This window comes from Formosa sp. Hel1_33_131, assembly GCF_001735745.1.
Classification (GTDB): Bacteria; Bacteroidota; Bacteroidia; order Flavobacteriales; family Flavobacteriaceae; genus Hel1-33-131.
In genome coordinates, this window is sequence record NZ_CP017260.1 from 2,607,230 (window position 1) to 2,631,434 (window position 24,205).

Annotated in this window: 30 protein-coding genes, 1 tRNA gene and 1 other RNA gene; 14 read left to right on the forward strand and 18 right to left on the reverse strand. The window is 35.5% G+C overall.

The window, feature by feature from the left end; translation table 11 throughout:
• Positions 1–127: 127 nt before the first annotated feature.
• From FORMB_RS12150 to FORMB_RS12185, 11 genes are all read right to left on the reverse strand, one after another.
• Positions 128–592, reverse strand: coding sequence for a hypothetical protein (locus FORMB_RS12150; RefSeq protein ID WP_069677722.1), 465 nt, complete (start codon positions 590–592; stop codon positions 128–130).
• Complete coding sequence (locus tag FORMB_RS13075; protein ID WP_157498188.1) at positions 579–746, reverse strand: hypothetical protein; 168 nt, start codon at positions 744–746, stop codon at positions 579–581. Before FORMB_RS13075 ends, FORMB_RS12150 begins: the two co-directional genes overlap by 14 nt.
• Before the next feature lie 181 nt (positions 747–927).
• On the reverse strand, positions 928–1,569 hold the full coding sequence (locus tag FORMB_RS12155) for a DUF3164 family protein (RefSeq protein ID WP_197493477.1): 642 nt from the start codon (positions 1,567–1,569) through the stop codon (positions 928–930).
• Between the two features lie 55 nt (positions 1,570–1,624).
• Positions 1,625–1,927, reverse strand: coding sequence for a hypothetical protein (locus FORMB_RS12160; RefSeq protein WP_069677724.1), 303 nt, complete (start codon positions 1,925–1,927; stop codon positions 1,625–1,627).
• Positions 1,927–2,103 (reverse strand): hypothetical protein, encoded by a 177-nt coding sequence (locus FORMB_RS13080; RefSeq protein ID WP_157498190.1) that lies wholly within the window; start codon positions 2,101–2,103, stop codon positions 1,927–1,929. Before FORMB_RS13080 ends, FORMB_RS12160 begins: the two co-directional genes overlap by 1 nt.
• On the reverse strand, positions 2,103–2,447 hold the full coding sequence (locus tag FORMB_RS12165) for a hypothetical protein (RefSeq protein ID WP_069677725.1): 345 nt from the start codon (positions 2,445–2,447) through the stop codon (positions 2,103–2,105). The genes FORMB_RS13080 and FORMB_RS12165 overlap by 1 nt, the downstream gene beginning before the upstream one ends.
• A gap of 4 nt (positions 2,448–2,451) precedes the next feature.
• Positions 2,452–2,613 carry a hypothetical protein gene (locus FORMB_RS13085; protein ID WP_157498192.1) on the reverse strand — a complete coding sequence of 54 codons (162 nt, stop codon included), beginning with the start codon at positions 2,611–2,613 and terminating at the stop codon, positions 2,452–2,454.
• A gap of 3 nt (positions 2,614–2,616) precedes the next feature.
• Positions 2,617–3,261, reverse strand: coding sequence for a hypothetical protein (locus FORMB_RS12170; protein WP_069677726.1), 645 nt, complete (start codon positions 3,259–3,261; stop codon positions 2,617–2,619).
• Between the two features lie 6 nt (positions 3,262–3,267).
• Positions 3,268–4,131, reverse strand: a complete 864-nt coding sequence (locus FORMB_RS12175) for an ATP-binding protein (protein ID WP_069677727.1) — start codon at positions 4,129–4,131, stop codon at positions 3,268–3,270.
• Positions 4,132–4,149: 18 nt separating this feature from the next.
• Entirely contained in the window at positions 4,150–6,159 is a 2,010-nt protein-coding gene (locus FORMB_RS12180) for a hypothetical protein (RefSeq protein ID WP_069677728.1), read from the reverse strand.
• Between the two features lie 65 nt (positions 6,160–6,224).
• Complete coding sequence (locus FORMB_RS12185) at positions 6,225–6,416, reverse strand: hypothetical protein (RefSeq protein ID WP_069677729.1); 192 nt, start codon at positions 6,414–6,416, stop codon at positions 6,225–6,227.
• A gap of 73 nt (positions 6,417–6,489) precedes the next feature.
• Here FORMB_RS12185 and FORMB_RS12190 point away from each other — a divergent pair, with 73 nt between their 5' ends.
• Positions 6,490–7,167 (forward strand): hypothetical protein, encoded by a 678-nt coding sequence (locus tag FORMB_RS12190; protein ID WP_069677730.1) that lies wholly within the window; start codon positions 6,490–6,492, stop codon positions 7,165–7,167.
• 558 nt (positions 7,168–7,725) lie between these two features.
• Here FORMB_RS12190 and FORMB_RS12195 read toward each other — a convergent pair.
• A complete protein-coding gene (locus FORMB_RS12195) occupies positions 7,726–7,980 on the reverse strand; it encodes a DUF2752 domain-containing protein (protein WP_069677731.1) in 255 nt (84 codons plus the stop codon).
• Between the two features lie 118 nt (positions 7,981–8,098).
• Here FORMB_RS12195 and FORMB_RS12200 point away from each other — a divergent pair, with 118 nt between their 5' ends.
• Positions 8,099–8,299: a hypothetical protein gene (locus tag FORMB_RS12200; RefSeq protein WP_157498194.1), complete on the forward strand. Its 201-nt coding sequence runs from the start codon at positions 8,099–8,101 to the stop codon at positions 8,297–8,299.
• On the forward strand, positions 8,296–8,856 hold the full coding sequence (locus tag FORMB_RS12205; protein ID WP_069677733.1) for a Smr/MutS family protein: 561 nt from the start codon (positions 8,296–8,298) through the stop codon (positions 8,854–8,856). The genes FORMB_RS12200 and FORMB_RS12205 overlap by 4 nt, the downstream gene beginning before the upstream one ends.
• Before the next feature lie 4 nt (positions 8,857–8,860).
• On the opposite strand, the gene FORMB_RS12210 is transcribed toward FORMB_RS12205, so the two are convergent.
• A complete protein-coding gene (locus FORMB_RS12210; protein ID WP_157498196.1) occupies positions 8,861–9,712 on the reverse strand; it encodes a hypothetical protein in 852 nt (283 codons plus the stop codon).
• A 100-nt stretch (positions 9,713–9,812) separates the two neighbouring features.
• On the opposite strand from FORMB_RS12210, the gene FORMB_RS12215 reads away from it, so the two are divergent.
• Positions 9,813–10,967, forward strand: coding sequence for a cysteine desulfurase family protein (locus FORMB_RS12215; RefSeq protein ID WP_069677735.1), 1,155 nt, complete (start codon positions 9,813–9,815; stop codon positions 10,965–10,967).
• On the opposite strand, the gene FORMB_RS12220 is transcribed toward FORMB_RS12215, so the two are convergent.
• Together FORMB_RS12220 and FORMB_RS12225 are read right to left on the reverse strand one after the other, a co-directional pair.
• Complete coding sequence (locus FORMB_RS12220; protein ID WP_069677973.1) at positions 10,964–13,369, reverse strand: TonB-dependent receptor; 2,406 nt, start codon at positions 13,367–13,369, stop codon at positions 10,964–10,966. The two genes, FORMB_RS12215 and FORMB_RS12220, sit on opposite strands and share 4 nt — an antisense overlap.
• A gap of 72 nt (positions 13,370–13,441) precedes the next feature.
• Entirely contained in the window at positions 13,442–15,130 is a 1,689-nt protein-coding gene (locus FORMB_RS12225; protein WP_069677736.1) for a M23 family metallopeptidase, read from the reverse strand.
• A gap of 160 nt (positions 15,131–15,290) precedes the next feature.
• On the opposite strand from FORMB_RS12225, the gene FORMB_RS12230 reads away from it, so the two are divergent.
• The 4 genes from FORMB_RS12230 (at position 15,291) to rny (ending at position 17,676) form a co-directional block, all read left to right on the forward strand.
• Positions 15,291–15,581 (forward strand): hypothetical protein, encoded by a 291-nt coding sequence (locus tag FORMB_RS12230; protein ID WP_069677737.1) that lies wholly within the window; start codon positions 15,291–15,293, stop codon positions 15,579–15,581.
• Positions 15,582–15,593: 12 nt separating this feature from the next.
• Complete coding sequence (locus FORMB_RS12235; protein WP_069677738.1) at positions 15,594–15,896, forward strand: cell division protein ZapA; 303 nt, start codon at positions 15,594–15,596, stop codon at positions 15,894–15,896.
• Between the two features lie 42 nt (positions 15,897–15,938).
• Positions 15,939–16,048: non-coding RNA, 6S RNA (gene ssrS / locus FORMB_RS12240), on the forward strand.
• 50 nt (positions 16,049–16,098) lie between these two features.
• Positions 16,099–17,676, forward strand: coding sequence for a ribonuclease Y (gene rny / locus FORMB_RS12245; RefSeq protein ID WP_069677739.1), 1,578 nt, complete (start codon positions 16,099–16,101; stop codon positions 17,674–17,676).
• Between the two features lie 177 nt (positions 17,677–17,853).
• On the opposite strand, the gene xerA is transcribed toward rny, so the two are convergent.
• A complete protein-coding gene (gene xerA / locus FORMB_RS12250) occupies positions 17,854–18,750 on the reverse strand; it encodes a site-specific tyrosine recombinase/integron integrase (RefSeq protein ID WP_069677740.1) in 897 nt (298 codons plus the stop codon).
• Between the two features lie 421 nt (positions 18,751–19,171).
• Here xerA and FORMB_RS12255 point away from each other — a divergent pair, with 421 nt between their 5' ends.
• From FORMB_RS12255 to FORMB_RS12275, 5 genes are all read left to right on the forward strand, one after another.
• Entirely contained in the window at positions 19,172–19,918 is a 747-nt protein-coding gene (locus FORMB_RS12255; RefSeq protein ID WP_069677741.1) for an ORF6N domain-containing protein, read from the forward strand.
• A gap of 75 nt (positions 19,919–19,993) precedes the next feature.
• Positions 19,994–20,596: a DUF1684 domain-containing protein gene (locus FORMB_RS12260; protein WP_069677742.1), complete on the forward strand. Its 603-nt coding sequence runs from the start codon at positions 19,994–19,996 to the stop codon at positions 20,594–20,596.
• Between the two features lie 50 nt (positions 20,597–20,646).
• The gene (locus FORMB_RS12265; RefSeq protein WP_069677743.1) at positions 20,647–20,916 is read left to right on the forward strand and encodes a hexameric tyrosine-coordinated heme protein; all 270 of its coding nucleotides are present in this window, start codon (positions 20,647–20,649) and stop codon (positions 20,914–20,916) included.
• A gap of 19 nt (positions 20,917–20,935) precedes the next feature.
• Positions 20,936–21,421 (forward strand): hypothetical protein, encoded by a 486-nt coding sequence (locus tag FORMB_RS12270; RefSeq protein WP_069677744.1) that lies wholly within the window; start codon positions 20,936–20,938, stop codon positions 21,419–21,421.
• Positions 21,422–21,450: 29 nt separating this feature from the next.
• Complete coding sequence (locus FORMB_RS12275) at positions 21,451–21,978, forward strand: GNAT family N-acetyltransferase (RefSeq protein WP_069677745.1); 528 nt, start codon at positions 21,451–21,453, stop codon at positions 21,976–21,978.
• A gap of 74 nt (positions 21,979–22,052) precedes the next feature.
• On the opposite strand, the gene FORMB_RS12280 is transcribed toward FORMB_RS12275, so the two are convergent.
• Positions 22,053–23,012: a hypothetical protein gene (locus tag FORMB_RS12280; RefSeq protein WP_069677746.1), complete on the reverse strand. Its 960-nt coding sequence runs from the start codon at positions 23,010–23,012 to the stop codon at positions 22,053–22,055.
• A gap of 320 nt (positions 23,013–23,332) precedes the next feature.
• Positions 23,333–23,417: transfer RNA gene (locus FORMB_RS12285), tRNA-Ser, on the reverse strand.
• Positions 23,418–23,570: 153 nt separating this feature from the next.
• Between FORMB_RS12285 and FORMB_RS12290 the strand changes: the two genes are divergently transcribed.
• Positions 23,571–24,203, forward strand: a complete 633-nt coding sequence (locus FORMB_RS12290; RefSeq protein WP_069677747.1) for an NAD(P)H-dependent oxidoreductase — start codon at positions 23,571–23,573, stop codon at positions 24,201–24,203.
• Positions 24,204–24,205: the final 2 nt, after the last annotated feature.

The following is a 24,205-nucleotide window of genomic DNA, read 5'->3' on the forward strand; positions in this document are numbered from 1 at the left end:
CTGTGTTTAACACTTGCTTGCAATCATCACAAATGGTAAGAACTGTTTCGCATGTACAAGAAACAGATGTTACTTTTAACTGTTTGTTGCGATGCTTGCAATTTATATGAAGCCCTTTATCCATGGATTAAATTGCTACTTGTTTTTTGTTGTATTGATCTACCATTTTTTCTAACACCACTATTGTGGTGCTTACTTCGTTGGTTGTCATTTCGTTTAAAGGCTTCTTAATTGGTGCTTTCGTTTGCAACCAATTACCAAAGCGTACCATATCTGCGAAGTATCTATTACTTTCATCACTTTTATAGTGCCATTCCATTTGCATTAACAGGCTAAGAATGTTCATGTGCGATTTCTTCTTATAATTGAATTTCTGCCACTTATCAAGCCTTACAAAGGGTCTTTTAAACGGTGTTGCACCAAGAGACACTAAAGCATCGTTTGCTTCTGAAAAAGTTAGCTGCTTTGTGCTTGTGCGTTCTGGGTCGTTCGTAATGCTGTACACAAATGCCTTTTTTTGTTCTGGATCTGCAATTACTTCTCTAGGCAATACGGCATGAAGTACTTTTATTTGATCTTTAGTTATTTGCATTGCTATCTATTGATTTTATATGCTCTTGAAAAGCACGGATTTCATTTATAGAAAGCTCTTGGGATGCTATCCACTTGCCGTTACTATCTTTATAAACTGATTTTTGGTTTACCGTAATTTCATCATCAGTTATTTGTGTTATTTCTACTGCCATTGGTGTCCGTTTTTAAGTAATTAATATTTTTTCCTGTCTCAGCCGAAACCTTATACAAGTACATTCGCAATAAATATAAATAGTAGCACTGCAGGAATCGAACCTACCCCGTCCTGCCGTAAGTGATAGTGTACATTTGCCCAGTGCATTAGCCCACCGCTTAGTGCTACTATTTTAGGTTTCAAATGCTAGATATATTTAAGTCTACATTTTGATATTCGCCATTGCTGTTTTTTTGCCAAACTCTAAAGTAGGTTTTGGTTTTAGGGCGTCTAATTGCAGAATTAATAAGTGCCACAGCTTCAGAAAACAAAGGATCCTTAACTTTACTTTCATATCTGGTTAAATTCATCACGCTTTTTACGTCCAAATTGCCTTTGCGCTGGGTTTCAAATGCGTTTATAACCATTTCTTTTACGAATACATTCTTGCTGGTAATATTGGCATCTAAAAAGGTATCAAATTTTTGCTTTGCTTTTGTAATAGCCAATTCATCAAATTGTATGGGTTGGTTAACAGATACTTCAATTTTGATGCTTCTATTAAAGTTGAACCAAGTAAAGTTGCCTTTGGTTTCTCTGTTGGTTGTTTTCTCGTCCATATAAGCATCATATACTTCTTGTGATAAATCACGTATTGTGTCTTTAAAAACGGCTAACCTTTCGTTAATTGTAAGGGCTTCTTTTAATAGTTTTGCGCTTGAGCGTTCCATAAGCCTTTCAGCTTTTGTTATTCTATTTACTGGTATGTGTATACCAGCTTCATCCATCCATTCTTTGTCTTTTACTAGGTGTGTTGTTGCTGTAAGTTTTATTTTTTTCATTGTGTTATGTATTAAGGTTATTGGTTCTATTACTTCGATGTTATTAATGCGATTTTTATTCATAGTCACTTGGTTTAAAGGTTTTCCAGCAGCACCTATCTTCGTCAAACACTTCCAAAACACGATCTGGGTTATACCGTAATTCTGGACGTTCCCATTTGGCTTCTAATACCAAATGCCCTAGTATATCTACCCGTTCTGGTGGGGTGTTAATTGGAAATTCAACAATATCTTTTTGGTTAAGTGCTAAAGCCCATTGTTTGTGTAAGTAGCTTCGTTCAGCAATAGATAGTTGGGGCTTAATGTTATCGAATCCTAAAATGTTAAGGCAGTATTGTATGTAGCGGTGTTTATTCATTAAGCTTCGATGGTTTTTAAAGTTGGGTTTTCGTCAAAATGTGATATTTTGGTTGTATAATAATTTAGTGATCCCTCAATTCGTTTTTTTTCTGTAACACCAACCGTGTTTTGATATTTATAGTTAAGCTGAGCTAGCTTTTTTTCTAATTGATTTTTTGTATATGGTGTTTTCATTATGCGCTTTGTTTTAAGGTGGCTTTAATCGTTTTTAAAAGCACTCGTGGATAATAATTTTCTATGACAGCAGGATATGTTTTAAATAGATCCCAAAAAACTTTTGTGTTGTTGTTTGCTATAGTTATGTAGTCTCTATTGTCTTCAATAAATGCGTCTTCTACTTGTGTTTTAAACTGCTTTAAATACCAGTTAAATAGGCTTTCGTTGTTTACTAATGTTTTTAATGGGATGTTATAAGCAGAATACAGCATACACCAGTCGATGTAGCATTTAAACACCAAATCTGTATACATGGCCTGGTCCGTGCCAATTAGCTTTATTATTTTTTCTTGATTTGTCATTGTCTTAAAAATTATATGGTCTGTATGCTATATTGCTAAAATCAGATTCAGTATATGCGGGGCTTTCATTTTTAAATTTTCTTGATTGATTTTCCCAATGCATGCCCAAAGCTTCAATTAATCTTCTATTTGATTCTGCTATTAATTCTGCATGATAATTATCCATTTCTTATCGTTTTAAATCGTTCCAATACTCTTGTGCGCCTTGTTCCCAAATCACAAAAGGTTTTAAATGAATACCTCGCGCAGCTCTGCTTTTTGCCCTAGCAATAAAGCCTTCTACATCTATTTTAACATCCGCGTCATACCAAACCGCTTTTGCTAAGGCACCAGATGCTTGTTTGCCATCGTTGTGGCTTATAAAAATTAATAGTGTATTAGGTATTGCTGCTTGCATCTTTTTATAATCTTGCTTGGTCATAAATGTGTACTGTATGCTGTCTATAATTGCAATACGTGGTGCACCTTTTTTTTGTAGTCTTGCGACCATTTCTGGCATTGGTTCCCGATGCAATAAGATTAAACAGCCTTTTGGTAGCTGGTCCATATGCATCTCTTTAAATGCATCTTGCATACTTTTACGTGCGCCTTCTTCTAATGAGTTGTAAGCCACTTTACCGTATTTCGACAACTCTTTTATAAGCTGCAGCACAAAAGTAGTTTTACCGTTAGCAGAAGCTCCTTTGATCATCCATGTGCCACTTGCTTCTGGGGTGCCTATTAATTCTCTAAACCGTCCTGTTAGAGGTATTTCAATGAACTTTGTTTTTAATAATTCTTCTACTGATATTGCCTTTTTACGCTGCTTTGCCATCTAACTTTATGCAGATTTCTTTTGGTTTGCTTTTAGTTTTATTTTTATTTTATCAATATCACGGCGTACACGTCTTAAATCACCTTCGCTATTGTGATATATAAAAGACACATCATCGCCATCTGTAATGCCATTCGCATTGCATATTTGCTTTACATCTTGTTCTGTTATTGGTGCAAGCTTTATAAACTTTTTACCAATACGACTGTATAATTCTGCATAGCCGATTTTTTCACGATTAACGCCCTTTATTATTCGCTTTTCCAAAGCTTCAACACCACTAACAACAAAACCACAGTGCCCGCTTAAATCGTTATAGAAGTCCATAAACAGATCTAGTTGTGGATCCTTAAGCTTGTCAAACTGATCTATGATTAAAAGCGGTGTATCTAAACCTTTTAAATGCTTTATAAATCGGTTAATGAGTTCTTCTGTAGTTCCTATTGAACTTAGGCCCGTATTAATTAAAAGCTGTTTTATGTAGCTTTTTTTGGTCCAATAGTTTTTACATTCTACATAAATCACATTTTCGTGGTCCCGCTCAAAATTTATAAAGGCTTCTGTTTTGCCTTTACCAGCACTATCGCTAATGCCAATACTTAAACTTTCAGATTTTGCAACGCTCAGCAATTGTTTAACTTGTAAAAAGTTGTGTGTTTTTGCAATGTTCCACTTTGGATCTATACGCAAAGTCACTTGTACTTTTCGCCAGAGGGCATCACTAATAAGTTTCCAATTGTTGTTAAGCATTTGGCTAATAGTGGCCGAAGACACATCCGCTTGTAAAGCCAACTGATTTTGGCTGGTTTTAGTACTACGTCTTGAAAGTTCGTTTGCAATAAGTGTTTTGTGTTCTTTTGATAGTTGCATAATAATTAGGTTATTAGTTTATAGTAAATCGAATACTGATGCAGCTTCTACCGCATTGCGTTCTTTTTTTGGTAGTTTGCCACCCATTTTTATTTTAAATTCTTGATCTTCTATTAATTGTTCTGGAGTAATACCAGTTTCACGCTGTATTTGCTCCATTTGCTTTTTAGCTTTGGCTTCTTCAACTTTACGGACTTCATAGTCTTTTGCAAATTGGGCTTTATCGCCTTCAGTCATTAAAGCAGGTATTTGCTGTTGCTTGTGTACTGGTTGTGCATCTGCTATAAATTTGGTATCGCCATTTGGAAGTTTAGCGTACAGACTTACATAATTATCTAGTTGGTCTGGGTCGTACTTTACAAAGAATTTCGAGCCAACGTAACGTTCTCTGAAGCGTAAATCAACATTGTCATTGGCATCGTATACCTCGAAATGATACTTTTTATTGGCGATTTGAACTTTAATTCCATCGGCTTTGTATGTAATGGTATCGTTCGTATAAATCCAAAACAAATCTATCATGTCCAGATAGTTCATTTTTTCTTGCATTATTGGTTCATGGTTGTAAACCTCATTGCGTGTTTCGTTAAACTTTGGATGTTTGGCGTTATTCCATTCGTTAACCGAAATTTTAAAAGCTTCAATCAGCTTTTCTCTAGTTAAAAGACGGTGCTTGTTTTCTAATAAAAAATCTATATTAGGCTTACTGTTGTCTGTGCGAGCCTTAATACTTTGTTTGTCACTAAACCACCACTGGTTAAGTATTTGCTGTTGGAAACGTCCAAATACTTGCTCTACAGGCGAACTGTGGCGACCAACAGCGTGTTGGTAATGTGTGCCACCTTTTTTAGCTACCATTTTGCCATACAAGCCTTGCATACGACTTGTTTTATGACCACTTTGCCCATCATAAGTAAATAAGAAAGGTTTAGCCTGTGCTTCTTGAAAAGCCATTTTGACTGCTCTAAAATGATCTTCGTGGTTTTCAGTTTCACTAAAGCTTGTACCTATTATTTTTTCGCTATAAACATCAATAACAATATCTATTTTTAACTTAGCTGCCATACCTAGTGTGTTGTCGTAATAGTGCAACCAGTCAATTTTAGAACCATCAATGGCCCAATACGAATTGGGAAACCATGTATCTTTATCTCTTACTAATTTATGGCCATATTTATTACGGAATGTTTCCATACCATCGCGGCTAATCATCCATTGACGCTCTTGTGTTGGTTCATGTAGCCACTTGTATATTGCATTTTCAGATAGTTCGCACCAATTACGCTTTAATGCTTCACGCTCATACATCGCATGAAGCACTGGGACCACTATTTTATTTGGCATTGAATATTGAGCTAGCAACCATTTTGCGATATCGCCTTTGATTTTTTGAGCTGCTTTATTATTAGCATTCTTATGTACTAAAAATTCAAAACCAGCTTTTTCATAACCAAGGCTTTTTGAAGTGCCAAAAGCCTTTCTATTTAAAGCACGTGGATTGGTTGGTAATTTGTGAGGATATTTTTTAGTAGAAGTGTTTGGGTAACATTCACTTTTTATATCATTAATTATGGCAGATATTTTAGCTTGTAAAGCCCCTTTATTTGCTTTTCTGCTAGATGCTTTCATTTTAGCACCATAGTTGCTTATTAATGATATGTACAGATTTAGCAATTCCGCTTCACAAATGTATTGGTGTTGTTTTTTAGTAGGGATCCCAGAACCGTCATTGTAACGGTACGACTTAAAAAAGTCAATAGCATCTTGGTCTTGTTCTAATTGATTCGTGAAGGTTGCACGGTCATTTTCTAGGTAAGGATTCCCAAACTTTTTTATGATGAGTTGCTTTATTTCTTCTGGAATAGATGAGAATTCTATCAGTCCTGTACGACCACGCCCTTTTGTGCGAAGGCGGTTTAGTTTGCCTCGTTGTACCCATTTTTGAAAATTATCATAACTTAACATAGCGAGTTCTTGATAAAAAATCGTTTGGTTTACGCCAAGTATGTTATTGTAGTTTTCGTACATTTGGTTATGTTTCAATTAAAATATGCAGTTACTTTAAGTTGCGGGGTTGTTTCTTAATAACATAATTATTGATTTAAAACAGTTTCTACTTCTTTTGCGAGCTTCTTGTATTCTTTTCTAATGGTTTCTGAGGTTAAACTATTACGGTCCCCTCTTAGGCATTGCCGGATGTACTGGGTGGTAAATCCGTGCTTTTCGGAAAGTTTATTTACAACCTGACTATTAAACTTGTTGTTTTTCTTTGTAGATTTGTTCATTGTCTATATTGTTTCGTTTGTTGAAGCAAATATACACATAATATTCTATTAAATTACATAATACTGGAAATTAATGTCGACATCAAAAGAAAATATACTACAATTCATTAGCTTTAAAGGAGTTACTAAATCAGGTTTTTGCAAGAAAACCAACCTGTCAAATGGCTTTTTTACAAACTCAGGTGCTGTAGGAAGTGATAAAATACATAATATTCTAAATGTTTATCCTGAAATTTCGGCGGAATGGTTAATTACAGGCGAAGGCGAGATGCTAAAAGCAGATAATTCAAAACCTTCAGAAGAAAAAAACTTGATACCGTACTACGAAGATGTCAGCACTATAGGCGGTAATAATGTGGTAGCAGAGACAGAAGCTGTCTATAACACTGCTATACAAATAGATGCAGGAGACTGGTTCAAAGGAGCAACCGCAGCTATCCGCCACTATGAAAATAGTATGGCGGAATACCCTAGTGGTTGTATTTTAGCGATAAAAGAACTAAACAATAAAAGTGAAATTATTTGGGGTAGAAATTACGTAGTAGAAACAATAGAAATGCGCATCACTAAAAAAATAGCTGAATTAGACAATGATTACATAAACTGTTATAGTACGAATTTAGAAACCCATCCAGACGGGGCCTTAATTCATCAACCTATAAGAGTAAAAAAAACAGATATACGTTATTTAGCTCGTGTTCTTGGCTCCGTTAATAAAGAAGAAAGCACAGGAAAAGTACAACTATTATAGTTCTTTTTATATTATATGTAAACCGCTAGAGTGATAAAAAAACGAAAATAAGAAAACAAAAAGTACAACCAAGCATTATTAAAAATAGGAAGTAATAGAGGTTTTGTTGCTTATTATTAGCTACTTAAGTCAATTCTAACTATAAAAAACAGGACATTATGTCCCCTTATTCTAGCTCTTTTTGGTCATTTTAGCCGTTTTTTAGCGTTTTTTATGTGGTATTCTAGCCTTTTTTTAATGCGTTTTGTCCATCCTATTGTCCATCCTATTGTCCATCCTATGCTTTTTTGGGTGTAAATTGCTGTTTTATGGTCAAGTCAAAAATAGGTTAAGTGTTGTTGTTAAATAGCTTCTAACAGGCTTTTAAACAGTGTTTAACAGCAGTAATAACAGGTTACAACGGTTTTATATGGTAGTAATGGTAGGGGGTGGTAAAAATGTGTTAATAAAAAAAGTACGTCAATGGTAGTGTTATAGTGCTTTTGTACAATTAGTTTTTTTTAGCTTTTTTGTAAAAACCTTGTTAAGTATAACAAAATCAGTACTTTACTGGTGTTTTTAGGTTTTATTCTTTTGTACAATTTGTTTTATGCCCCATATACCTTTTGAATAGTTTTTAAATTTATAAAATCGGGTGAGTATTAATAATGCCAAGAGAATCAATAGGGGGTAAATGGCAGCATACATATAAAAGGCTTCTACAAAATGGCCTCTCCATATCAAAAAAAGGGATCTTTGAAATCCACAACCCATGCATTCAAACCCAAAAAGAGTTTTACTTAAACACGGAATCATATAGTTTTCTAGAGCCATTAATTGTTTTTTATAAATAGGATATTCAAATTAAGAGAATTATTTTCGAAATAAAAAATGGATATTGCTATTTATCATAAATTCAAAAGCTGTAATTTTGATTTTTAAGCCAAATGTGATGTCAAAACGTACCCTTTATTATATATGTCTTGTACTAGGAATTTTTCTTGTGATCGTTACTGAATTTCAAGATGATCCTGATTTGATCCTACAAATTGGTGGATTCTGTTTGCTCATGCTTGCGTTGTATCAGATGTCCAAAGGGATCAAAGACCTCCCAACAAAAGATTCTTATGTTGAAAATGAAGAAGAAGAATGAAATTTGAAATCAATGATACGGTATCCGTTTTGGATGATGATTTATCAGGGATCATTACTAATATAGAAGGTTCCGAAATTACGGTTGCAACAACGAACGGGTTTGAGTTAAAATTTGAATCCAATGAGTTGGTGAAAATTAAAGACCCCCGTATGATGTCTCGATCGCTGTTTTCAAATAAATCATTAGAAAGTGTCCTCTCTGAAAAGGAAACTACTAAACGTCAAAATCCTCCTAAAATTTCTTCTAAGGAACGCACCCAACCCGCAATGGAAGTGGATTTACATATCCACCAATTGGTGAAAAATTCTCGGGGCATGCAAAACCATGAGATGCTAGATTTACAGATAGAGACCGCCAAGCGCCGCTTAGAATTTGCGATTCAAAATCGCATTCAACGCATCGTGTTTATTCATGGAGTAGGTGAAGGGGTTCTAAAATTAGAACTAGAATATCTTTTTAAGCGGTATGAAGGTTTAAAATTCTACGATGCCAATTACCAAAAATACGGACAAGGGGCTACTGAAGTATATATCTTTCAGTCAAAAACGTCTTAATAGATTAAAAGTATTCGTAAGTCCCTAATTCAAAACGATCCGTTGCTAAAATTGTGAGGTCGATATCTTCTAAAGTGACATTGATTCTGAATGTACGTCTGAATGCGTTAGGCCTTACAAATGTAACCGCATAAGTATCCGAGACTGTATCGTCTAGAAACCGTGCGACTGCTGCCCCTGTGGCCAAATCGTCAAATAAGTTCCCATTGTTATTTTCATCTTCTAAACGTGTAGGAGTGCCATCACCATCATCATCGTTATCCAAATAATCTGGAATCCCGTCACCATCCGTATCTTGGGCATCTGATATATCGCCATCGTCGTTAGGGTCTGGTTTTTCGTTTAGGGTTGGCACATTATCACCGTCATCATCACTGTCTTTATAATTAGGGATGCCATCTCCATCCGTATCTCCATCAAATTCTAGAGCGGTTGGGACGCCATCATTATCGTCATCTTCAAAGGTGGATATGAAATTAGCAGTTCCGATTTCCGCTTCGAAATTTTCGTTTACAGAGACGTTAGCATCTGGAATGTCTTCACAAATATAGTCGTTAGGATCTCCATTATAAGTTCTGTAAATGAAGCGGACACTACTTTTATTAATAGTCATTGTTTCCATATTCCCTGAATTTTCAGGGTTCAAAATAGTTTGCGCCTGCGTATTGTTTGGGAATAAAAGCGTGAGTGATTCAGACGGGTCGTTTTTAGTGTCGTATAAAATATAATTGGGGGTATTAGAATCTCCACAAAGAGTGAGGTTTTTGTCAAAATCCAATTCAACATTCAAAACATCCCCATCGTCACATGATAAAAGAAAGTTACAACAAAAAAGTAAGATTAATAAAGATCGCATACCAAACATATTTAACACAAAAGTAAACGATTTGTTAATTAGTTTGAATATAATTTGCTAATAATTTTATTTGGTTATTTTTGTATCAAACTAAAGCTCCATGAATTCAATTTATTTAGATAATGCGGCGACTACCCAAGTCAGAGACGAAGTGATCGATACGATGGCTGACGTCCTTAAGTCCAATTACGGAAACGCCTCCTCAACTCATGGTTATGGACGTTCCTCAAAATCAATTATTGAAAGTTGTCGCAAACGAATTGCGTCTCACTTTAACGCGTTGGCTTCTGAAATTGTTTTTACTTCAGGAGGCACCGAAGCGGATAATTTAGTATTGAAATCTGCTGTTAAAGATTTGAAAGTAACTCACATTATTACTTCTAAAATTGAACACCATGCAGTCCTTCATACGGTGGAACAGTTGGAGAAGGACTATAAAATCAAAGTCAATTATGTTGCTATTTTAGCAGATGGGACTATTGACTATAACCATCTTGAAACGTTGTTAGAATCCACAGATAAAACTTTAGTTTCACTGATGCATGTCAATAATGAAATAGGGACTATTTTAGACCTTCAAAGAGTAGCCGATTTATGTAAGTCTAGGGACGCTCTTTTTCATAGTGATTCTGTGCAATCTGTTGGACATTACCATTTAGATTTACAAGCCATTCCGATTGATTTTTTAGCTGCCAGTGCTCATAAATTTCACGGACCCAAAGGGATTGGTTTTGTGTTTATAAGAAAAAACTCAGGGCTCAAGCCTTTAATTCACGGAGGAATGCAAGAACGAGGTGTTCGTGCGGGAACTGAAAGTATTCATGATATTGTGGGCTTAGATACTTCCTTGGCATTAGCCTATGAGAACTTAGAGTCTGAAATGGCTCAAGTAAAGTCATTAAAATCCTATTTTGTAGAACAATTAAAAACTCAGATAGAAGGCGTCAAATTTAATGGATGTTGTAGCGATTCTGAGAATAGCACTTACACACTAGTAAATGTGTGTTTGCCGGTTTCAGAAGCGAATGCGCCTATGTTTCTATTTCAATTGGATTTGAAGGGGATTGCCTGTTCTAAAGGCAGTGCTTGTCAGAGCGGAAGTGCTAAAGGCTCTCATGTATTGACACAAATTCTTTCGGAGGACGATCTCAAAAAACCATCCATACGGTTTTCATTTAGTATTTATAATAGCAAAGAAGAGATTGATGCGGTTGTTGAAACACTTCAAACACTCATCAACACAACAGCTTCTTAAAAACGCATTCCTAATCTGACATTAAATACACGTGGTGTCAAATAGTTTGGAATTGAATATTGACGTTTAGAGTACACATCTCTTACCCACGTATTTGTAATGGAGTTTTGAACATCAAACATGTTAAAAATTTCCAAACCAATTGACAATTCTTCGAATGGTTTTCTCCATCCATTTTTGTTAGAATCTTTAGCATCAACAATCACATAGGACATTCCAACATCGGCACGTTTATAATCAGGCAAACGGCTTTGGTAATCGTAGGGACTGGCATAACTAGGGGAGCCGCCAGGGACGCCTGTATTATACACCAAGTTTAGATACATTTTCATTTTTGGAAGCTTCGGCACATAATCCTGAAAAAGAATTCCGAATTTCAAACGTTGATCGGTTGGGCGTGCAATAAATCCTTGACCATTGATGTTTTCTTCCGTTTTTAAATATCCAAAAGAAAACCACGATTCAGTACCTGGAACAAACTCGCCATTTAATCGTAAATCCAAACCATAAGCATACGCTTTTGCAGCGTTAGAAGCGTCATAACGTATGCGGACATTTTCAACCGTGTAAGGGTTGACATCCGACAGGTTTTTATAATAGGCTTCTGAGATGAGTTTAAAAGGACGTTCCCACATTTCAAAACTGTACTCGTTGGCAAGCACCACATGAATGGATTGTTGTGCTTTGACATCGCTATTGACAATACCATCACTGTCTCTGAGTTCTCTATAAAAAGGCGGTTGGTAATACAATCCACCACTCAAGCGAAACAACATATCTTTATTCCAATCAGGTTTAATCGCTAATTGTACGCGTGGGCTGAACACCGATTGTGTGGATTTCTCAATACCGTCCCCTTGTACCGTCCATGCGTGGTAGCGCACCCCAACATTGGCATAAACCTCATGATCTCCGAGCATCGTTCGGCGGTTCCATTGCCCGTAGGCTTGGACGCGGTTTATTTGTGTGTTGTTGGTCGCTCGGATGTTTTTATAAGGAGCTAAAGGGCCTTCGTATGCCGTGTAAGGTTGGTTGTTAAAACTGTCTAAATTTGGAGGGTTGATAGAAAATCCAGCTGAGTCAATCACTTCCCATTCCACAATTCGATCGCGGATATCTTCATGGGTATATTTTACAGACCATTCAAAATTATCGTCTCCAGATTTTAAATGTCCTTTATGCTCAACGTTTGTGATTAAGGCGTCTAGATCGTTTCGCGCATGGTTGATTTGTGATCCAATCCCTTCTGAAAATTCAACTTCTCCTAAACTTTCATCTCCAATATTACTATTCACTTCGCCCAAACGGTACTGCGCTAGAATGTCAAAGTACTCTTGTTCGGTGGTGTGAAAGGTGGAAGCAATCAGTTTTAGTGTTAGATTTTCATTTGCGAAATAACTCCCTTTAAATGCACCGAAATAGGTGTTGTATTTATCGTTTTCTTGTCCTTCATAAAAAACCAATAATGCCAAAGGGTCTTGTAACGTTCCAAAGTTCGTTTGGCGGGTTCGAGGTTGGTAATTGTAATCGTTGATAGCTAAGTTTCCTAAAAAACTCAAATGAAACTTATCTGAAAATTTATAAGTAAGATAGGTTTGTATATCGGCAAACTTTGGAGTAAAATTGGTTTCGGTTTCTTTAGAATCGACCAAAAGACTATTGTCTCTGTAGCGAAGTCCCAGCAATGCTGAAAACTTAGAATCTTTACTTACGCTTTCAGCGGTAATACTGCCGCCTAATAAACTTAAATCTGCTTGAATTCCAAACTTAATGGGAGTTCTATAGGTAATGTCTAATACAGAGGATAGCTTATCGCCATATTTTGCTTGAAAGCCACCGGCGGTGAAATCTAAATTCTGTACCATATCAGTATTCACAAAACTGAGTCCTTCTTGCTGCCCTGAACGCACTAAAAACGGACGGTAAACTTCTATTTCATTGACATAGACGAGGTTTTCATCAAAATTACCACCTCTTACAGAATACTGGGTACTCAATTCATTTGAGATATTCACGCCCGGAAGTGTTTTTAATAAGTTTTCGACGCCCGGTTGTGCCCCTTTGATGGTGCGTATGATTTGAGGGGAAATTGTGGTAATCCCTTCCAACTCTTTTCGTTTGGAACCTGTAATTATAACCGTTTCAATCTGCTCGTAATTACTTTTTAAAACAGGATTAAATTCTAATTCTTCTCCATTTTTTAAATTGAAGGGTGCTTCTAAATATTTGTAATTCAGATGAGAAAAACGAATTTTCACCTCTGTGTTGGCAGGGATTTTTAAAATATAAAACCCATTTATATTTGTTGTTGTACCACTGTTGTCTGAAACCACATTCACCCCTTCTAAAGGTTCGTTGAGTTCATTAAGCACAATGCCGCGTAGGGTAGCAGATTGCCCCATTGCCATTGCTGGTAAAATTAAAATAAAGAATAAAATCTGGTATGCAGTGATTGATTTCAAATTGATATGGTGTTATTTTCTGTAAAACGTAGTTTCAAATGTAGAACTATTTCCAACATTATCGGTTACAATGATTTTTAAATTGTTTTTAGTGTCTGTAATCATCTCATCATTAAAATCATGAGTAAGCGTTTGTGTTTTAGTATCGTACTCCATTAAAATCCATTGATCGTTAATAGTCGCTCTGTAATTTTTGATTCCAGAAATTTCATCCGAAATCTTTATTTTTAGATAGCGATAATTACTTATCCAACTGCCATTTTTAAAATTTATTGCTTTAATCATTGGGTTTTCATCATCAATTCCAAGAGTGTAATCCCCTAAATATTTGGTGCGTGCGGTCAATGTATTCCCTCGTTTTTTGGTAGGAGTGTAGTAGAGTTTGTTCCCATAGAGCGGCACACTTCCAATAAATAATTTATCCTTATCAGTGCCTTTATATTGACTGATGTCAAAATTTATATTCATCGATTTCTGCAGAGGAATGATTGGTTTGTGGAGTTTTAGGGTGTCGTTTGTCACCTCAAAATTGATGGCAACATCTTCGTAAAACGAGTCTTTATAAATTTGAACACTGACATGGTCTTTTTCTAAAATCGTTTCTTCAGAAGCAATGATTTGCTGAAGGTTCAGAGGGATTGGTTTGGTTTCTGGCAGTTCTTTTTTTAGCCCCTTAATTGGGATGCTTAAATCCGTTTGGTTGCCTTTAAAGTCACTGACGGTTATTTTGTATATGGAATTCGTGTCATCAATTATAGATACTATTCCTTGAGTGGTGTGGCTTTTAAGAAGTTTTAAGGGATTATTACTTTCAATGAATAATTTTTGAATTCGTTTTTTAGTTTCAAAAAAGTACCTGTAGTCAATGTAGCGGTTCAGGTGTTTGGTTTCATTAAATGAAAAACGTTTAAAATCAACCTCTAAACTTTTGGAGCCATTAAAGGTCGTTTTGATATGGTTAAGCCCATTTTTATTGGATGCAAAATCTTGTCTGTCTGTACTGATAATTCCAAACCCGATCTTGCCAAAGGCTGTAATTTGTTCTGTTTTGTAATGCCCGTTTGGGAGTTTTATAATTCTAATTTTTACTCTGGATGTTTCGCCATTGATATGACTTCCTTCAGATAATGGATATCCATACAATTCATACACCAAAGGTTTGGTAGTATCCTTAATGTCAAAACCAAACAGCATGGGATTCATCGGTCGTTCTTGCTTATCTCTAATTTCAAAATGAAGGTGCGGCCCACCAGAACCGCCTGTATTTCCTGTGTAAGCGATGACTTCTTTAGCAGAAATTTTTAGATCTTTGGCTTTTGGAAACAGGTCCAATTCAAATAATTCTTTGAGGTATTGTTGTTTTTTCACATAGGCTTCAATGGTTGGAGAAAATTTTTGAAGGTGTGCATAAACGGTTGTATAGCCGTTGGGGTGAGTGATATATAGCGCTTTTCCATAGCCATAGTGCGAGATTTTAATTCTACTCACATAGCCTGCCGCCGCCGCATACGTTTTAAATCCTTCTTTTCCTTGCGTTTTTATATCCAACCCAGAATGAAAATGATTAGAGCGAAGTTCGGCAAAAGTTCCCGACAGTACCAATGTAATATCTAGTGGGCTTGTGAAATAATCTTGAGGATAGGGGGTTTGTGCGTTACAAAATGAAACTACTAAAAAAAGTAAAAATGTACAAGCTTTCATAAATTAGGATAGACTGCTAAATTATACAATTGAGAGTAAATAGAAAAATAAAAAATCGCAGAGCACTCGAGATCCTATAAATAAATTAAAATTTAAGTTAAAACAATTGTGTTATTAAATATGGAATGTTAAATTTGTGAAATAGGTATTGAAACTGTAAATGAGCAAAATCGAGCTAATTGTCAATTCTTTAGAGCAAAAAGTGCAACGAGTTTTGCATGAACTGACTGAATTAAAAAAAGAGAACATGTTTTTAAAAGACGAATTACTCAAAACAAATGCTTTAAATGCGAAGCATTTGGAAGCACTTCAACAAAAAGAAGACGATTTTAAAACGCTTAAATTTGCAAATTCAATCCTTGGCAGTGACGAAAGTAAAAGAGAAACAAAACTTAAAATTAATACTTTAATCAAAGAAATCGATGATTGTATATCAAAGCTATCCGATTAAAGTTTACAGTTTATGAGTGAACGGTTAAAAATAAAATTATCCATAGCCAATAGAGTATATCCATTGACTATCACTCCCGATCAAGAAGAAGGGCTTCGATTAGCCGCCCAAAAAATTGATGCGACTATAAAACAATTTGAGAAAAGTTACTCTGTTCAAGATAAGCAAGATGTATTGGCCATGTGTGCCCTTCAATTTGCAACTCAAAACGAACAAAAAACAATAGATAATACGAGTTTGAATGAAGATTTAGAAAGCCGTCTGATTGCTGTAGACGAATTATTAGACGCCCATTTAAACAACAACGTTCTTTAAATAACATTAGGTTACTGCCTATATTGATCATTTTTTTGATAAACTCAACGGAAATTCTTTAAAAAGGAGTGCGTTTAAGTTGTAAAAGCATGCTGTCTTGTTACAGATCCTTGATCAGCTTTTCAACTCTAAATCTTGTATTTATGGAGTTTATACAAAGACCAGATTGATGTAGGCTTTTTTTTAAATTAAACTATCAACTATGGAATCCAACATTATACTCATTGCTTTAGGTGCCGCCGTCGTAGGACTTGTCTTAGGATTGGTGATCTCTAAAGTTCGTGAAAAAAGCAACGCCTCTCAACTCACTAAAAATGCGAAACGAGAAGCAAACTCCATCATTTCAAAAGCAAAATCAGAGGGGGAATCAACAAAAAAGGATAAAATATTTCAAGCTAAAGAGCGTTTCTTAGAATTGAAATCTGAGCACGAACAAGTTATTTTGTCTAGAGAGAAGAAAATGGGAGATACTGAAAAACGTATCCGTGATAAAGAATCACAAATTTCGTCTGAACTTTCTAAATACAAAAAACTATCGACAGACTTTGAATCCAAAATCAAGGATTACGACCACCGTCTCGAAATTTTGAATAAACGTAAAGAGGAAGTTGATAAAGCCCATAAAGGTCAAATACTCCAACTGGAAGTTATTTCTGGTTTGTCTGCCGAAGATGCCAAGCATCAACTTGTAGAGTCTTTAAAATCGGAAGCAAAAAACGATGCCATGGTCTTTCTTCAAGATACAATGGAAGAAGCAAAGCTAACAGCAGAGCAAGACGCTAAGAAAATCATCATTAATACCATACAACGCATCGGAACAGAAGAAGCGGTTGACAATTGTGTGTCTGTATTTAATATAGAGTCAGACGATGTTAAAGGACGTATTATTGGTCGTGAAGGACGTAACATTAGAGCGATTGAAGCTGCTACGGGAGTTGAAATTATTGTGGATGATACACCGGAAGCAATTATCTTATCCTGTTTTGATTCCGTTCGAAGAGAAGTGGCGCGTTTGTCCTTACACAAATTAGTAACGGATGGCCGTATTCACCCTGCTCGTATTGAGGAAATTGTAAAGAAAACACAGAAGCAAATAGAACAAGAAATCATTGAAGTTGGAAAACGTACAGTGATCGATTTAGGAATTCACGGTTTACACCCAGAATTAATTAAAACGGTAGGACGTATGAAATACCGTTCGTCTTATGGTCAGAATCTATTACAACACTCCAGAGAAGTAGCCAAACTTTGTGGCGTGATGGCTGCCGAATTAGGCATTAATCCTAAGCTCGCCAAACGTGCGGGACTGCTTCACGATATTGGAAAGGTGCCAGATGCGGAAGCGGATATGGAAACGCCACACGCTATCTTAGGAATGCAGTGGGCTGAAAAATACGGAGAAAATGCAGAAGTATGTAATGCCATTGGGGCTCACCACGACGAGATTGAAATGAAATCGTTAATGTCTCCAATTGTACAAGTTTGTGATGCTATTTCTGGAGCTCGTCCAGGGGCGCGCCGTCAAGTTTTAGATTCATACATCCAACGACTTAAAGATCTAGAAGAGATTGCTTTTGGGTTTAGTGGGGTTCAGAAAGCCTATGCGATTCAAGCCGGTCGTGAACTTCGTGTCATTGTCGAAAGTGAAAAAGTAAGTGATGAAAAAGCAGGGAACTTATCGTTTGAAATTTCTCAGAAAATCCAGACAGATATGACCTATCCTGGACAAGTGAAAGTCACGGTGATTCGTGAAACACGTGCGGTGAATATTGCTAAATAAAAAAAAATTTTATAGAGATTAAAAGCAGGCTATTTAAAAAGTAGAATTTCTGTCATTCTGAACCTGCCTGACGGTAGGCAGGTTTATTTCAGAATCTCAATTAAATAAATTCAATTTGTTATAGAATCTGAGACAAGCTCAGATTGACAAATCAACGCTTTTTTAAACGATCTCTTTTTAGCTCCTAGGATGAAATTTCAGCATGGCGTCTTTTAGGTGGCTTTTATCAACGTGCATATAGATTTCGGTGGTTGTAATGCTTTCATGGCCCAACATCATCTGAATGGCTCTTAAATCAGCACCATTTTCAAGAAGGTGGGTCGCAAAGGAATGCCTAAAGGTATGTGGAGAAATATTCTTTTCAATCCCTGCTTTTGCGCCTAAGGTTTTAACAATGGTAAAAATCATTGCTCTGCTGAGTTGTTTTCCGCGTTGATTCAAAAATAAGGTGTCATTAAAAGCAGTTTCAATTTTTATTTGCTCGCGTACGTGGTTTTTATAAAGGTTGATATATTTTTGAGTGAGAGGGCCAATAGGTACAAAGCGTTGCTTGTTGCCTTTTCCGGTTACTTTGATGAAGCCTTCCTCAAAAAATAAATCTGAAATTTTGAGTTCTGTAAGTTCACTCACACGAAGTCCGCAACTGTACAAGGTTTCAATAATGGCGCGGTTGCGTTCGCCTTGAGGACTGCTTAAATCTACTGCTGCTACAATGAGATCAATATCTTTAACGGATAGAGTATCGGGTAGTTTTCGTCCTATTTTTGGAGCTTCAATGCGTTCTAAAGGATTGGACTCGCAATAGCTTTCAAAGATCAAGTAATCATAAAAACTTCGCAATCCAGATATAAGTCTCGATTGAGTTCGTGGATTTAGTTCTTTGGCCATTTCATAGATAAACCCTTGCACGTGTTCTGTTGTAATCTGAAGAGGGTTTAATTGCATCTCGTGCGTTTCTAGATACAGCACCAATTTCTGAACGTCAAACGTATAGTTGTTGACGGTATGGATGGACATGCCGCGCTCAATTTTCAGATATAAAGCAAAATCTTTTAAGGCATTTTTCCACTTCATTAGACTATCTTTTGAATACTTATTATTTGATTAAAAAATTACCGCAGCTTGATAACAAATATAACAAAGGGATTTTATAAATGTGGACTTGGGCTTAAAAAACGAATTCTGTTTTTAGTTTTTGACTAAAAACAGAATAGTGTTAGTTTTTTGTTTAAACATTAAAAAAATGCCTCAAACAAGACGTATTCTCTCTGTTTTTCGTTTGTTTTATTCTATTTTTTTAAATACATTTATTCCAGAATTCAGTCCCCAAGTCTAATTCTTCACAAATTAATTGAGTTTTAGTTTGCTGTTTTTTTTACAAGTTGAGGGCTATTTGAATAGTTTACAATAAACAGTTCACTATAGATAGTATTAAGAATTAAAGCGTCAAACTTCCTATGTACGAACAAATATTAAAATCTATTAAAACGTAGATATGAGGGATCAATCAGAACTAGTTGCTGTATTAATAGAAAATAGAATTTTTACTTGCCGTGGAGCACAAGTGATGCTCGACTATCATTTGGCAGAACTGTATCAAGTGAAAACGAAAAGACTTAATGAACAGGTAAAAAGAAATCTAAAACGTTTCCCTGAGTCTTTTATGTTTCAACTTTCTGAGTCAGAGTGGGAGAATTTGCAGTCGCAAATTGCGACCGCAAAAAGAAGAGCTTTACCCTACGTGTTTACAGAACAAGGAGTCGCCATGTTAGCTTCGGTTTTGCGAAGTGAAATAGCAGTAAACGTTAGCATTGCTATTATGACTGCCTTTGTAGAAATGCGAAAAAGCATAGGTAACCACCAACAATTATTGAAATTATCTGATGATTTTGTAAATAAACTTATTAAAAAAGCAAACCAATCTATTGTTGTTATTGATAACTATATAGACGACAGTGTAATCACGCAACTCACCAAAAAAGCGAAGTATGTAAAGGTATTTTTACTTAGTAGAACCTTTGATAAAAAACTACAACTAGATATTGACAAAGCCAATACTCAATATCCCACATTTAAGGCCATTATCTTTTCCAAATCTCATGACCGTTTTTTAATTTTAGATGGTACAGATGTATACCATATTGGTGCCTCATTAAAAGATTTAGGTAAAAAATGGTTTGCGTTTTCTAAGTTGAACAGTGACTCTGTTACAGTTATTAACCAAATTAAAGGGATGCTATGAAAAATGAAATCGTTTAGATAAACAAGAAGTGATCGGCCAGTCGTTAAAAAAAACTCAAAACCAATACAAAATAATATGAAAACAATTTTAATACTATTTCTAGGGTTTACAACTATTGTGGTAGGAGCGCAAGACTTGCCTTATATCGAAGAAATGAAACTATTTCAAGAGGAATTAAATAAAGAATTTAAAAACCCTGATAAATCCCCCTTAACCAGAAGAGAGCAAAAGAGATTTAAAGGACATGATTTTTTTCCAATTAACAAATCCTTTCGTGTGGAAGCCAAATTTATCAAATCACAAGATGAAGTTCCGTTTAAGATGAAAACTACAACAGATAGAGTTCCTATTTATGAGAAATATGGAGAAGCTATTTTTGAAATTGAAGATAAAAAATACAAATTAAATATTTATCAAAATCATCGGTTAAGGAAAATGGAAAAATATAGAAACCATTTATTTCTGCCTTTTACAGATTTAACAAATGGTGAAGAAACCTATGGAGGAGGAAGATATATAGATTTAAGTATCCCAGATTCAGACACAATTATCATTGATTTTAATAAGGCTTATAATCCGTATTGTGCATACAGTTCCACACGTTCCTGTCCAATTCCACCAAGAGAAAATAACCTTGATTTGAAAGTAGAAGCAGGCGTAAGAATTGTAAATCATTAATCTCTATCAATCTCTATAAACCTTAAAACTAAAACCTAACACAAATACCCATGTCTGAACAAACAAAATTAATCCCAGGAAATTCTTTAATCACTGCAACTCCAGAAGATGGCCGCGCTTTAGCTGTGAAAATGGCCCGCTTAATTATTAAAATTACTCAACCGGATGCTGAAATACGTGAACAGCTACGCCCAAAATACGCCAATGACGCTGCGATGCTGATTGCCATTGGTCAGACCGTAGCCACTGAATTTGCCACCATTGCCAAGGCAAATGAGTATTGGAAAAACACTAAAACCATAAAATCAGGTATTTACTAATTTGTATTCTGGAATAGCTATGAAAAATAAATATCTGATAACTTTAGTGATTTTATCGGTTCTTTGTAGTTCTTGCTACTCTTTTAAAATATACCCAAAAGAATATCGAAAACTTAAAAATGAGTATACAAGACCGAACGCGTATGTAATTAATGATACTCTTAAAGAAGAATTAAAAATATTGAAATTTTCGGAATTGTTCAATATTGTAAACGATAGTAGTTCGGCAGAACTAAAAATAAAACTTTACCCTTTAGAACAAACTCTTGTATGTGGGCAACCATTTATAATATCAATGTTGACTTTAGGGCAACTGCCAGTGTATTTACATGATATGTATTTATATAAATTTGATGAAATCGAGAAAGGGATGGCAACCCAAAGAGAATTGGACTTAAAAATTGCTCAAAGAGTTTGGTTTTGGGATCTATTTGTGTTTAATAAAAGATTTGAAGAAAATGCAGGAAATGCAGTTTTGGGTGAATACCAACAAAACAGTAAATAATCACTAACTTTCATCCTCAAATTATAAACATGAAATACCTCCTCACAGGGCAAGAAACCGAACGGCTTAAATTTAGAAAACTGCAACCAGACGATTTTGAGACTTGGCTGCCTATGTTTAAAGCTAATAATATTGCTAAATTTTTAGACTTAGATCCTAAAGCATCAGAATCTGAATTGTGTACATCATGGTTTGATAAAGCTTTTCATAGATACGAAAATGATTTGGGAGGCATGAACGTTTTGATTGACAAAAACACCAACCGTCTTGTCGGGCAATGTGGTATTTTAGTTCAAACGATTGAAGAAGTTGAGCGCCTAGAAATTGGGTATTCATTACTTCCAGAGTTTTGGGGGCGTGGGTATGCTTCCGAAGCGGCCTTGAAATGTAAAAATTATGCTTTTGAACATAATTTTTCGGACGTATTAATGTCCATGGTCCATGTTGAGAATATAAGTTCAGAAAAAGTCGCTCTAAGAAACGGAATGGACTTTGAGAAAAAAATAAAGGATTTTAATGTTTTTAGTATTGATAAAGAAAAATGGAAATCGAGATAACTTTTTAACCAAAACCCCATAAAAAAAAGGCTCCCTTTACAGGAAGCCTCTTTACATAAAAATAATTTGGATTATTAATTTCTAGAAAACGTATAAAGTGTATAATACGTTTCATAAAAAGCGTTGACAGGATCAGGCCTTTCAAAAGTAGAAAACGCACCTTCCGTATCGGTCAAATATTCGACAGTAATAACTGTAGTATCCTCTTCAGTTCCTACAGTAAATGCAGTTTGAGTTTCATCGGTCCAATTCCAAACATTGGATTCGATATAAGTTCCTTGGTTGCTTCCTCTCCAAACCAATGCATATGTGCCATAAGTTGAAATAGTAAGAGTGATGCTTGTAGCTGTTGTACAGCCATCAATTAACACATCATCGTCCTCATCGCTTGAATACTCATAACAAGGTTCATTTAGCCACTCTGAAGTTTTGTCTAGCCAGGTGTTTTCAACCATTGAAACAAGGGTCCAGTTTCCAACGATTTTCGCATGATTGGAGTCCGGATCTATTGTAATACTTTCATCCATTGGCACATCTTTTTCAGCAGCATATTCTCCTAGAAGATTATCACAAGTCGCAAATCCTTCAGGAATACTCCATTCGATTAAAAAGGTAGCAAAAATCTCAGTAGCACTTTCAGTCACCACAACTTCGGTTAAAGATGCAATCGTAATTACTGAGTTGTCGGATTCAAACTTTAAATCGATACTTGAAACGTTTCCGTCAGCACTTACATTAATTTCGTAGTCTCCAGAAAGTGTTTGAGATTCTCCATCCACAGTTACTTGCATGATATATACATCATCTGTAAACTCAATAGAATTAAAAGTACAATCCGAAGCGGCTAATCTTGAGCTGCTTGAAAAATTCCATTTACCATAAATGGTTTCTTTAGCTTCATCAGGCGTTTGTTCTGAAACCGTTCCAGTAACATTCAAATCAGTCCCATCCCCGTTGGAAGGAGTTACAGAAGAATCATCACTACTACAAGCTACAACCAGTATAATAGTACATAAATAAATTAATTTTTTCATAATATCTTAAGTTAAAATAAGTTGTAAAAGTAAAGTAATATTTTTAAAATAGATAAGTTTTTAACGGATTATATTAGAGTTATAATACAATAAAATTGGGTAGATTCTATTAAAAAAAGAAACCCCAACAATCAAATGATTATCGGATTTCTTTTGCGGAGCGTAAGGATTGCATATCCCCGATGGAAATCCAATACAAACATAAAATCCCAAACAAAGCTACGCATTGTTCAATTTTGTATTTTCACACGCTTATGAAAGCAAGCTTTCAACACTTATAAAAACACAAAATCCAAAACTTTCGTTTTGGATTTCTTTTGCGGAGAGTAAGGGATTCGAACCCCTGGAGGTGTGACCCTCAACAGTTTTCAAGACTGCCGCATTCGACCACTCTGCCAACTCTCCAATGGGCTGCAAATATAAAAGGGTTTTTAGTTCTAGCAAATACTTTTAGTAATTATTTTCAAAAAATTTAATTCGTCTATTTTTAAGCAATTATTAAGAATAATTTTTGTCAAAACGTTGTAAAATTATATACTTTTGAAAAAAAACTTAATTATGGACATTATAAAGGCTCTTGAATGGCGCTATGCAACTAAAAAATTTGATTCTGAAGCCATCATCTCCGAAGAAACAATTGCGTTACTTAAACAAGCATTTAACCTGACGGCAAGTTCTTATGGGCTTCAACCCGTAAAGCTGCTCATTGTGAGTAATAAATCAACTCTGAACGCCTTGGTACCTTTATCCATGAACCAAAAACAAGTAGGGCAGGCGTCTCATTTGTGTGTCTTTTGTGTAGAAACGAAGATAGATGAAGCTTATATTAGAGCGTTTTTTGATCGCATCATTTCTATTAACAATACTCCAGACGAAGCTTTAAACCCGTTTCGAACGAGTGTCATTAACAGTTTTAAAGAGAAATCTGATGATGATGTTTTTAAATGGGGTGCAAAACAAGCGTATTTAGCCATGGGAAACATGCTGACCGTTTGTGCCACTCAAGGCGTGGATGCCTGTCCTATGGAAGGCTTTGACCCTGTAGAATACGATCGTTTTTTTAAACTGAACGAACAAGGCCTACGCTCTGTACTTGTCATGCCAATTGGCTACCGTGCCAAAGACGATATGTTTGGAGCGATGAAAAAAGTTCGTAAACCCCTCAATGAATCAATTATAGAATTTAAATAAAC